This is a genomic window from Streptococcus infantis, from assembly GCF_001579645.1.
GTDB lineage: Bacteria > Bacillota > Bacilli > Lactobacillales > Streptococcaceae > Streptococcus > Streptococcus infantis_E.
Genome location: NZ_KQ970819.1, coordinates 38,382 through 50,119, shown reverse-complemented (window position 1 = coordinate 50,119; position 11,738 = coordinate 38,382). Strand labels below are relative to the sequence as shown.

Annotated in this window: 9 protein-coding genes, 1 tRNA gene and 1 other annotated feature (1 of these 11 only partly in view); of the genes, 2 read left to right on the top strand and 8 right to left on the bottom strand. The window is 39.6% G+C overall.

All coding sequences use genetic code 11. From position 1 onward, the window contains the following. Positions 1 to 17: 17 nt before the first annotated feature. On the bottom strand, positions 18 to 2,354 hold the full coding sequence (locus SINDD18_RS04505) for a cation-translocating P-type ATPase (protein ID WP_004253889.1): 2,337 nt from the start codon (positions 2,352 to 2,354) through the stop codon (positions 18 to 20). 131 nt (positions 2,355 to 2,485) lie between these two features. Between SINDD18_RS04505 and SINDD18_RS04500 the strand changes: the two genes are divergently transcribed. Further along, positions 2,486 to 3,235 (top strand): lysophospholipid acyltransferase family protein, encoded by a 750-nt coding sequence (locus SINDD18_RS04500; protein ID WP_004253887.1) that lies wholly within the window; start codon positions 2,486 to 2,488, stop codon positions 3,233 to 3,235. A gap of 106 nt (positions 3,236 to 3,341) precedes the next feature. After that, positions 3,342 to 3,414 (top strand) — tRNA-Thr (locus SINDD18_RS04495). Positions 3,415 to 3,921: 507 nt separating this feature from the next. Here SINDD18_RS04495 and pyk read toward each other — a convergent pair. From pyk to infC, 7 genes are all read right to left on the bottom strand, one after another. Continuing rightward, the gene (gene pyk, locus SINDD18_RS04490; RefSeq protein WP_014713116.1) at positions 3,922 to 5,427 is read right to left on the bottom strand and encodes a pyruvate kinase; all 1,506 of its coding nucleotides are present in this window, start codon (positions 5,425 to 5,427) and stop codon (positions 3,922 to 3,924) included. A gap of 66 nt (positions 5,428 to 5,493) precedes the next feature. Continuing rightward, entirely contained in the window at positions 5,494 to 6,501 is a 1,008-nt protein-coding gene (gene pfkA, locus SINDD18_RS04485) for a 6-phosphofructokinase (protein WP_000820873.1), read from the bottom strand. Positions 6,502 to 6,581: 80 nt separating this feature from the next. Continuing rightward, a complete protein-coding gene (locus SINDD18_RS04480; RefSeq protein ID WP_061863257.1) occupies positions 6,582 to 9,683 on the bottom strand; it encodes a DNA polymerase III subunit alpha in 3,102 nt (1,033 codons plus the stop codon). Between the two features lie 350 nt (positions 9,684 to 10,033). Next, positions 10,034 to 10,420: a lactoylglutathione lyase gene (gloA, locus tag SINDD18_RS04475; protein ID WP_061863256.1), complete on the bottom strand. Its 387-nt coding sequence runs from the start codon at positions 10,418 to 10,420 to the stop codon at positions 10,034 to 10,036. 57 nt (positions 10,421 to 10,477) lie between these two features. After that, entirely contained in the window at positions 10,478 to 10,837 is a 360-nt protein-coding gene (gene rplT / locus SINDD18_RS04470; RefSeq protein WP_000124830.1) for a 50S ribosomal protein L20, read from the bottom strand. 51 nt (positions 10,838 to 10,888) lie between these two features. After that, the gene (gene rpmI, locus SINDD18_RS04465; protein WP_001125942.1) at positions 10,889 to 11,089 is read right to left on the bottom strand and encodes a 50S ribosomal protein L35; all 201 of its coding nucleotides are present in this window, start codon (positions 11,087 to 11,089) and stop codon (positions 10,889 to 10,891) included. A gap of 32 nt (positions 11,090 to 11,121) precedes the next feature. After that, positions 11,122 to 11,652 carry a translation initiation factor IF-3 gene (gene infC, locus SINDD18_RS04460; RefSeq protein ID WP_000848177.1) on the bottom strand — a complete coding sequence of 177 codons (531 nt, stop codon included), beginning with the start codon at positions 11,650 to 11,652 and terminating at the stop codon, positions 11,122 to 11,124. Between the two features lie 15 nt (positions 11,653 to 11,667). After that, positions 11,668 to 11,738: a sequence feature (ribosomal protein L20 leader region), on the bottom strand (it continues 60 nt past the right edge of the window).

The window sequence follows — 11,738 nt, the reverse complement described above, 5'->3', positions numbered from 1 at the left end:
CCGATTGCAGTCTTTCTTTATCTTTTAACTTGATAATGACTTGTCAGTATGAAAATCACAATAAAGACGAGCATCATAATGCCATAGATAGGCAAAGTTTGACCTGTAAGTGTTGAAATTTCAAGCAATTTTTGGATTCTTGGGAATAGAGCTGTTCCAAGGAAACCTCCAACCGACCAAATAATCAATAGCACACGCCACAAGCTAAATGGCAAGCAAGCTCTAACTACAGACATGAAACCAATCGATGCCAATAGATAATACAGAAGTGTCGAAATTTCAATGGCTGTCCAGCCTTGACTGGTTCCAAAAATTTTAACAAAGAGAACACTAAAGACTACCATCAAGGCACTTGGTAAAGCTCGAAGCATTGATTTTCTGAGGAAGTTTTGTTCCACAGGTTTGATATTTCGTTCAAAAGTTAATACAAACGGTGGGAATCCTTCCACAAACTGGTCAATCATAGTTATCTGAATCGGAATGAATGGGAAAATCAAAATCCATTCAGTACGTCCCAACAAAGCACTGGCAATACAGATAACTGCTAGCAAGAAGGAATAGATTGTCTTAATCAAGAAAATCGGAGCAATGTGGGCAATATTATTGACCACACGACGACCTTCAAAGAGAATCTCAGGAACATCATTGAAATCTGAATTCAAGAGGACCAGATTTGCAATCTGACGAGTTGCTGGGTCTCCTTCCGCCATAACAATGGAACAGTCTGCCTCACGGAGAGCTAGGATATCATTGACACCATCCCCTGTCATTGCTGTAGTATGTCCTGCTTTTTTCAGAGTTTGGATGATGAGTTTCTTTTGATGAGGTGAGACACGTCCGAAAATGGCTGTTTCCTCAGCCATGGCTATCAATTCTTCATCATTAATTTTCGAACAATCTACATAGCTCTGATAGTCTGCAAAACCTGCTTTTTGGGCAATACTTGAAACAGTGACTGGATTATCACCAGAGATAATTTTTAATCCCACTTCCTGAGAACGAAGATAGTCTAGCGTATCAGCAGCACCTTCTCGAATTGGATCTAGAATCTCAAGCAAAGCCAAAGCCTGAATATCAGATGGCTTTTGTGGCTTGTGATGGTCAAGTTTTTCTTGACTGAGCGCTAACACCAAGACACGAGATCCTCGTTCAAGAGCTTCTCTAGCTTCAGGAACTTCAGCATCCAACAACATCTCCGGTGCGCCTAGGAAAACAGTTCCTAGACCTTCCAACTCCATTGCTCCCCATTTTCGATCACTTGAAAATGGAAGGCTAGAAATCATCGGATAAGCTACCTCTCCCGCAAAACGCTTTCGAATAGCTTGGGCAGTTGGATTTTTATCCTCACTGTGTGCCATATAGCTGGTTAGTATTTTGGCAATGGTATCTTTGTTATAAGCTGGAGTAAGAGGAAGGACCGTCTCAACCTGCATCTTCCCTTGGGTGATTGTCCCTGTCTTATCCAAGCAGAGCATATCTACGCGCGCCAAGGTTTCAACAGAATACATTTCCTGCACCAAAACCTTTTTCAACCCAAGCTTGATAACAGCAGTTAAGAGAGAGGTGATGGTCAAAAGGGCGATACCTTTAGGCAACATCCCCAAAAGAGCTGTAGATGAATTGACTACAGAAGACTTCAGTGGCAGACCTTTTAAGACCAAGGCTTCAAGCAAGAGAGCAATACCAAAAGGAATGATAATTTTCCCAGTAAAGCCGGCTAACTGGTCTAGCGATTTCATGATACGAGAGTTAATCGGCTTCACTGTCTTAGCTTCAAGCATGAGTTTAGCAGCATAGTTATCCGCCCCAACATGATGTACCTGAGCAAAGACAGAACCACTTGCAAGAAAGCTACCCGACAACATTAAGTCTTCTACTTCTTTTTGCACCAAGTCGCTCTCACCCGTTAACATGGCTTCATTGACTTCTGCAAAACCTTCTAATACAATGGCATCACTTGGAATTTGATCCCCTGCAGACAAGCGAATCACATCTCCTAAAACAAGTTCTTCGGGGTCCAAAGCGATCTCTTGTCCATCACGAATAGTGATAATCTTTTCTTTATTCAAGAGATTGAGCTTATCAACCATATGTTTGGCACGTAGCTCGGTTACAATCCCAGAAAATGCATTAAAGCAGATAACCGCAAAGAAAACTAGGTTGCTCCAAGCTTGAACAAAGGCGAGCGCTAGGGCAATGGCAAAGTTTAAAGCATTGAATAAAGTAAAGACATTTCTCTTCACAATCTGCCATGTACTAGTACTAGCTGAAGCTTGGAAATCATTGACCTGTCCCTGTTTCTGACGATCTTTGACTTCTGATTGGCTTAATCCCATAATTTTATTTTTATCCATAAATTCTATCATATCATTTTTTTTTGAATATTTCTAATTTCATATAAAAATCTGTTCCGCCTAAACAAAAAACATTTGCCTGTCCTAGTATGATAAGGTATAATAAAAGAAAGAGAACTGAAGGAGACATCATGTTTTATACTTATCTGCGTGGGCTGGTTATGTTGATTCTATGGTCAATCAATGGAAATGCTCACTTTCACAATACTGAAAAAATTCCAAGTTTAGATGAAAACTATATCCTTGTTGCGCCACACCGTACCTGGTGGGATCCAGTATATATGGCTTTTGCAACAAAACCAAAGCAATTTGTCTTTATGGCAAAAAAAGAACTCTTTTCAAATCGCATCTTTGGTTGGTGGATTCGCATGTGTGGTGCTTTCCCTATCGACCGTGATAACCCAGGTTCTTCTGCTATCAAATATCCAATTAATGTTCTAAAAAAGAGCAATCGCTCACTGATTATGTTTCCAAGTGGTAGTCGTCATTCTAACGATGTTAAGGGTGGTGTTGCTTTAATCGCGAAGATGGCTAAGGTTCGCATCATGCCAGTTACTTATACTGGCCCTATGACTCTAAAAGGACTTGTCAGCCGTGAACGTATTGATATGAACTTCGGAAATCCGATTGATATCTCAGATATTAAAAAGATGAATGATGAGGGAATTGAGATGGTTGCAGACCGCATCCAATCTGAATTTCAACGCCTGGATGAGGAAACAAAACAGTGGCACAACAATAAAAAGCCAAATCCACTGTGGTGGCTGATTCGTATCCCTGCCTTGATTCTAGCAATTATAATAGGAATTCTGACAATACTCTTTACCTTTGTTGCAAGTTTTGTTTGGAACCCAGATAAAAAGAGAGAGAAATTACAATAGTCTAATTTTCACAAGCCCAAGTTTATTACTTGGGCTTTTCCAATGAGTTACCATACTAATTAGCATATTGACAAAAGCTTAAATCTATAGTATACTTTCAAAGTAAGCTGATTTAGCTCAGTAGGCAGAGCGCATCCATGGTAAGGATGAGGTCGCCGGTTCGATCCCGGCAATTAGCATTGTTTAACAGTTCCTTTTTATAGGAACTTTTTTATTGACTTTTTTTCGACCTTATAGTAAAATAAAATTTGCGATGAGTCGATATGTAGCGAGAGCTACTATTGAGCAAAGGAGGTCATAACGCAGGAGCGGACCTTGAGAAATTGTGTGAACCGATTTCTCACATGGAGATGCCTCTCAAGCTTTCTGGTTTTTCCAGAGAGCTTTTTTTATTTTCCTAAACACTACTAAACTCTATCTTTTAGCAATCCTTTCTGCACAAACAGTAATAAGCTCAAGCCTCAATCATACACTTATAGACTTATTATCCAAAAAATCCTAGCTAGGTTTAGTCATAAAGATAGAAAGATGACCATTGCAATCTATAATTACAGCAAAAGTTACAGGGCAAACTGTATTGTATACCTTAGCATTGAAAGGAAAATGATATATTTTGCCCCTCGTCACAAAAAAAGACCTATCACACAAGCTAGAAAGCTTGATATGATAGGCTTTTTAATGTTAGATTAACGTACAGTGCGGATTCGCATTGTGTTAGTACGAACTGCTTCACCAAGTGGCACACCTGCAACGATAACGATATCGTCACCAGATTGTACAAGACCTGCTTCAACTGCTTTACGTTCAGCAATTTCGAACATGTCATCAGTTGATGATGGAGCTTCTGTCAACATTGGGATAACACCCCAGTTCAACATCAATCCACGTTCTGTCAATTCGTCAAATGTCAATGCCAAGATATCAGCATTTGGACGATATTTAGAGATCAAACGTGCTGTGTGACCAGTCTTAGTAAGAGTTACAACCAATTTGATGTCCATTGAGTTTGTAGCGTCTTTAACTGCTGAAGCCATAACTTCTGTCTTAGAGTTACGTTCAAATGAATCTGAGTTCAAACGTCCGTATTCGTTAAGAAGAGTTTGAGCGTTCTTATCGATAGTTGCCATTGTACGAACAGACTCAAGTGGGTATTTACCATTTGCTGACTCACCTGAAAGCATTGTAGCATCAGTTCCGTCGATAACAGCGTTAAATACGTCTGATACTTCTGAACGAGTTGCACGTGGTTTTTCAGTCATTGTTTCAAGCATGTTTGTTGCAGTGATAACAACTTTACCAGCAGCGTTCACTTTAGTGATGATCATTTTTTGGTAAACTGGAACCATTTCAAATGGTACTTCGATACCCATGTCACCACGAGCGATCATGATACCATCAGCAGCTTCAATGATTTCGTCCAAGTTATCGATACCTTGTTGGTTTTCGATTTTAGCGAACAATTGAACGTGACCGTTACCAGTTTCTTCACAGATTGCACGAACTTCGTTAACGTCTTTTGCAGTACGTACGAATGAGATCGCGATGAAGTTGATACCTTGTTCAAGACCGAAGCGGATATCAGCGTTATCACGTTCAGCAAGAGCTGGGAAAGGAATTTTAGTGTTAGGGATGTTTACACCTTTTTGTTTAGCGATTACACCGTCGTTTTCAACTTCAACAACAAATTCACGAGTTGCATCGTCTTTTTCTACAACACGAAGACCAAGTTTACCATCGTCAACCAATACTTGGCGACCAACTTCAACGTCATCATAGATGTCAAGAGCTCCAGCAACGTTCAAAGCAATCACTTCACGAGTTGATTTGATTCCTTGTTTAGTTGCAACACGGATTTTTTCACCAGTTTTGTATGAGTACTCTTTAGCTTCACCTTCAAACAATTCAGTACGGATTTCTGGTCCTTTAGTGTCAAGAAGGAAACCAACTTTTTTACCTGCAAGTTTTTCTGCAAGTTTAACAGTTGCCATACGGTCACCTTGTTCTTGGTGGTCACCGTGTGAGAAGTTGAAACGGAAAGTGTTAGCTCCTGCTTCAATCAATTGAGCAATGTTTTTAGCTGAAGCTTCAACGTCAAGTTTTTCACCCCAGTATCCGTCATCACCAAATTTTTTACCACCACGGATTTCTACCGCAGGACCCAAAGTTGCAACGATTTTTACACGTTTGTTCATGATTTTTGTGACTCCTTTATATAATTTGACCTTTTATGGTCATTTTACCAGTTTAGTTAAAGTTGATTATGACAAGCTCTTGTTCAAAGCAGAAAGTTCAAGGTCAGCTTTATGAGGGTTGTTAACAACAATCTTACCATCAGCTGTTAGGCTAAACAAAGCTCCTTCTTCTGCAGTTCCAAGAATTGGATTTTCAACCATTTTCTCATTGCGAATACCAACAGCGACACCACCGATTCCTTGTTTAAGAAGTTTAACAGCATGTGCACCCATGCGTGACGCCAATACACGGTCACGAGCAGTTGGAGATCCACCACGTTGGATATGACCAAGTTCAGTTACACGAAGGTCGCTTGTATCTCCAGCTTCTTTTAGCTTTTGACCAAATTCAGCCGCTGACATAACACCTTCTGCCAAAACGATAATGTTGTGTTTCTTACCGTGTTCATATCCAGCTTTGATACTTGCTACGATGTCTTCCATCTTGAAGCCTTCTTCAGGGATGATAATTTCATCAGCACCAGTGGCAATACCAGCCCAAAGAGCGATATCTCCAGCATTACGTCCCATAACTTCAACTACGAAAGTACGACGGTGACTTGATGAGGTATCACGAATCTTATCGATGGCATCCATTGCAGTTGTAACTGCAGTATCAAATCCGATTGTGAAATCAGTACCTACGATATCGTTATCGATTGTTCCTGGAAGTCCGATAGCAGGGAATCCATGCTCAGTCAAGCGCATAGCTCCGTGATAAGAACCGTCACCACCGATAACCACGACACCTTCGATACCGTGTTTTTTCAACTGCTCAATCCCTTTAAGTTGACCTTCGAGTTTTGCAAACTCAGGATAACGAGCAGAGTGAAGGAAAGTACCACCACGTGAAATGATGTCTCCTACTGAAGCAGCATCAAGTGGATAAATCTCACCAGCAACCATACCAGCGTATCCATCATAGATACCAAAAACTTCCATTCCTTCTGAGATTGCTTGACGAACAACTGCACGGATAGCAGCATTCATACCAGGGGCGTCTCCACCACTAGTCAAAACAGCAATACGTTTCATTTGGTTTTGCTCCTTTTTCTTTAACATTCTAACTGATTATACCATAATTAAAGTTAAAATTCTTTTATTTTCATTGATTTTTAACGATAAATCGTTTTCATAACTATCTGACTTAAAGATTCCTGTAAACTAACATCTTTTGCAACAAAATAACTCGGTAAAAGGACATTTTTTTGTTCATTTTCGTAGCGAATGATGACTGGAATTTCTCCCTTATATTGCTCTAAAATATGATAAATTTCAGTATCATGTTCATGATCAGCAGCCTGTATCCAAAATCGTTCACTCACTGCTTCTTTTAGATTATTTAACACTAATTGAAGCCGACCATCTCTTGCCTGTACTTTTCCATTAAGGTAGTAGAATCTTCCTTCATGTAAGAGATTTTTAAATTGGCGATACTGGTCAGAAAAAACTGTGACTTCAAGCTTCGTTTTACTATCACTAACTTTCAGAAAGGCCATGTTTTCACCTTTTTTAGTTCTGATTACTCGGATAGACTGAATCTCAACGAGTACTGTAGCTGTCTGTCCTTCAAATAGTTCAGACAAACTCACAATTGGGTACAAAGGATTCTTTGCTAAGAGCAATAAAGGATGCGGACTGATACCTACTCCAAGCCACTCCTGTTCCTTACGAAACTTCTCGACTTGCGTAAAATCCTCACTCTCAAGCCAATTGTAGCTATTATCTGCAAACAAACTACCCAATTCTTCCACAAAAATAAATAAAGTAGGTAAGTTGGATAAGATTTTTTGGCGATTTTTTTCGAAACTATCGAATAAACCAATCTCGACTAGGGGAGTTAAGAGACTCAACTTCTGATAATTTTTAGGCAAGTGAGTGACAAAATCTTCAACACTTATAAAAGGACGATTCTCTAAAATCCAATAAGCAAAATCTCGAGGCATCCCCTTGATGCTCTTAAGTCCCAAGTAAATAGTCTTGTCTGTCAATTTATCCTGATATGGGATTGTATTGATAGAGAGTGGTATTAGTTCAAAACCCATTTCAAGGGCATCGAGAATATAATCTCCACTAGCATAATTGAGCATGACTTGATAAAAGATTTCTGGGTAATGTGTTTTAAAGTAGGCAAGTTGAAAAGCTAAAGCCGCATAAGCATAAGCATGCGATCGGTTGAAACCATAACCAGCAAATTTTTCCATGACGGCAAAAACCTGCTGAGCCTGTTCCTTTCCATGACCTTTTTCGAGGGCACCTTGGATAAAACTCTCCTCCATTCGGTGCATCTCGGCAGCATTCTTTTTTCCCATAGCCCGACGTAAAATATCGGCCTTTCCAAGACTAAAGCCAGCATAACGCTGTGCGACTTGCATTACCTGTTCTTGGTAAAGCATAATGCCATAAGTTGGAGCCAGAATATCTTCCAAAACTGGGTCCAGAACTGTTACCTTTTCTTTACCATGTTTTCGAGCCACAAAGTTGTCGATATAGTCACTCGCCCCCGGTCTGTTGAGGGAAGTCGTTGCCACTGCTTCTTCAAAGCTTTCTGGTTTCACGCGCTTTAATAAGCGAATAGCACCAGGTTGTTCAAACTGAAAAATTCCCTTGGTCTTCCCAGCTGCAAAGAGGGCTAAAGTTTCCCTATCCTCAAGGTCAATTTCCTCAATCCTTAACTGAATTCCTTGAGTTTCAAATAAGAGCTCCTGCATTTTTTGAGCAAAAGTTAGGTTTCGTAAGCCCAAGAAATCCATTTTGAGCAAGCCATTTCCTTCAACTCCATGAGCATCATACTGGGTAATGAGCATATCCTCTCCATACTTAAGAGGAATATAGTCCGTTAGATTTTTATCACTAATCACAACACCAGCAGCGTGGATGGAAGTTTGCCGAGGATAGCCTTCTATCTTTTTAGCAATTTCAAAAGCCTTTTGGTACTCAATCTTACCTTGAATCAGTTGTCTAAATCCTAGATTCCCTTCATAGGCACTTGTTAAGGTATCTTTGAAACCAATTTTTTTTGTTATGGATGTCAACTCATACTCGGGAACACCATACCGTTTAAAAACATCTCTGACGGCCTGTTTGGCACCAAAGGTTGAGTAGGTGACAATCTGAGCAGCGTGAATACTACCATAACGGTCACGAACATAGCGGATAAATTCAGGACGATAGATATCGGGAATATCAATATCGATATCGGGCATGGTATAACGTTCACGATTTAAAAAGCGCTCAAAGATGAGATTCTTAGCCACAGGGTCAATACCAGTGATATCTAAGGCATAGGCCACTAGACTTCCAACTGCAGATCCACGTCCCATACCCATATAATATCCTTGAGAACGACCGAAACGTAAGAGGTCCCAGACAACCAAGAAATAGTCATCGAATCCCATGTCATGAATCACAGATAGCTCTTCTTCTAAACGAGCCTGATAAACTGAATCTAGTAAGCCTTTCAGTTCCAAGCCCTTAATAGCTCTTTCGCGCAACTCTTCAACAGCTGGTCTCTCTGGATTGAAACGAGGAAGCTTGAGACTACTATCAATCTCATAAGTAGTTGTCCCAATCAGTTCAGATAGATTGTCTAAAGCTTTTGGAAACTTTTCTACAAAAAATTGTTCAAGACGCTCAGCAGGTAAAAACAAGCCTTGTTGCGATTGAACATCCACCTCTCGCAAGGTCACATTTTCCTTAATCGCCTTGAGCATTTGGAGCGTTTCTAAATCCTCAGCTTCGAAAGAATTAACACGATAAAGTGGGAGAATGGGGTGAGAAAAATTCGACTGAGCTGTATCTGGATAAACTCCGATATAGTAGTCATGTCCCAAATCCAAATTTACTATTTCCTGAAAGTAGGGAACAATGATGCAAATATCTTCAAGGTAAGGAGAAAAATCAGTCCATTCCTTTTTACCTGTCATTTTTTGACTCGAAAGCTTCATAAGATTTCGATAACCACGATTTGATAGGGCTAGAAAGCGCAGATTAATCAGTTCTTCCTTATGATGAACGGTCACCTCAAGACCTAATAAGGGCTGGATCCCTTGCTTTTGGCACTCTTTGATAAAATAATAAGCTCCATAGAGATTATCAATATCCATGATTCCAAGTGCTGAGTAGCCATAAGCTTTCCCTTGGTCAACATACTTCTGAATGGAAATCATACTCTCCATGAAACTATAAACCGTTTTTGTATCAAGTTGTGCAATCACTCGCTATCACCTCCCTTTTTCTTCTTATATTATACCATTTTAGAAAATAGAAAAACAATTTCTTTCTTACCTTGTAGAAATTGAATTAAATTCTCTCCCTTGACTCACACGCTTTAACAAGACTTGATAGAAAAACGAGTACCTTTTTTGTTTTTTTGAATTTAGTGAATGTCTGACTCCATTCTTTCATTCAACCACAAATTAAAAAAGAGAGACTGGGCAAAAACTCAATTTCAGGAGAAAATGAAGTGAATCTCCCCACAATAAAACGCATAGTATCAAGGTTTTTCAAGACCTGATATTATGCGTTTTTTTAATTTTAAAGACTTTTTGACCAGCCTAGATACGAACTATAATGAATTCTCACGAATCACTTCTACCTTGTATCCATCTGGATCTTTGATAAAGTAATAGTTTGGTTGAGTCCCTGGAAGTCCATTAGGCGCTGTAACTTCATAGCCTTTGTCACTATGTTCTTTATGAAGAGCCTCAAGATCAGGTGTGCTTAGGGCAATGTGAGCAAAACCATCACCGACAACATAAGGTCCATGATCATAGTTGTAAGTCAACTCCAACTCATAATCATCACCTTCAAGTCCAAGATAAACAATAGTGAAAGAGTAGTCTGGAAAGTCTCTACGACGTAATTCCTTAAAACCAAAAGCATCTTGATAAAAAGCGATTGATTTTTCAAGATTTTCTACTCGCAAGCATGTGTGTAGCATTTTTGAAGCCATTTTTTTCTCCTTTGTTTAAAAAAGACTGGGACAAACTTGCACCAGTCTTATGAATAATTATTTACCAAGTTTTGCTTTAGCTGCATCTGCAAGAGCTGTGAAAGCTGCTGCATCGTTAACAGCCAAGTCAGCAAGCATTTTACGGTTAACTTCGATCTCAGCCAATTTCAAACCATGCATCAATTGTGAGTATGAAAGTCCGTTCAAACGAGCTGCCGCATTGATACGTGTGATCCACAATTTACGGAAGTCACGTTTCTTTTGACGACGGTCACGGTATGCATAGTAGTAAGAGTTCATTACTTGTTCTTTTGCAGTACGGAACAAGATGTGTTTAGCTCCATAGTAACCTTTTGCTAATTTAAGAATACGTTTACGACGTTTGCGTGATACAACGCCACCTTTAACACGTGCCATGTTTTATTTCCTCCAAATATTTCCTAGAATTGTTTACTTACAAATACGCGATTATTTCAAGCGAGTAAGCATTGCTTTGATACGTTTGAAATCTCCTGAATGCACCATAGATGCTTTACGAAGATGACGACGTTGTTTTTTAGTTTTTCCGTGGAAACGGTGAGATGTGTAAGCACGGAAACGTTTAAGTCCACCAGAACCTGTACGTTTGAAACGTTTAGCTGATGCGCGGTGTGTTTTTTGTTTTGGCATGATTTTTTCTCCTTTATTTAACTTTCTGACAATTATTTTTTGTCAGTTGCTGGCGCCAATTGCATGAACATTTGGCGTCCATCCATTTTAGCACGTTGTTCAATGATAGCAATATCTTGAGTTGCTTCAGCGAACTCGGCTAAAACTTTTGCACCAATCTCTTTATGGGTGATCATACGCCCCTTAAAGCGAATGGATACCTTCACTTTGTTTCCTTTTTCAAGGAACTTGCGAGCATTGCGAAGTTTAGTTTCGAAATCACCCTTGTCAATAACTGGGCTCAAACGAACTTCTTTCACGGTCACAACGCTTTGTTTTTTGCGTTGCTCTTTTTGTTTCTTCTGGTACTCAAATTTGAACTTACCGTAGTCCATAATTTTCGCAACAGGAGGTTTAGCTTGAGGTTGAATGAGAACCAAGTCCACATTAGCTTCGTCCGCAAGTGCTTGCGCTTCGCTTAGTGGTTTGATACCCAATTGCTCACCTTCAAGACCGATTAAGCGAACTTCGCGTACACGAATTTCATCATTGATGAATAAGTCTTGCTTTGCTATGGTTTTCACCTCTTTTTTTAATTTAGAGAAAAACAAGAGCGGACTTGCTAACGCAAACCCGCACTACATGATTGTATTTCATTTCTGAAATTTGA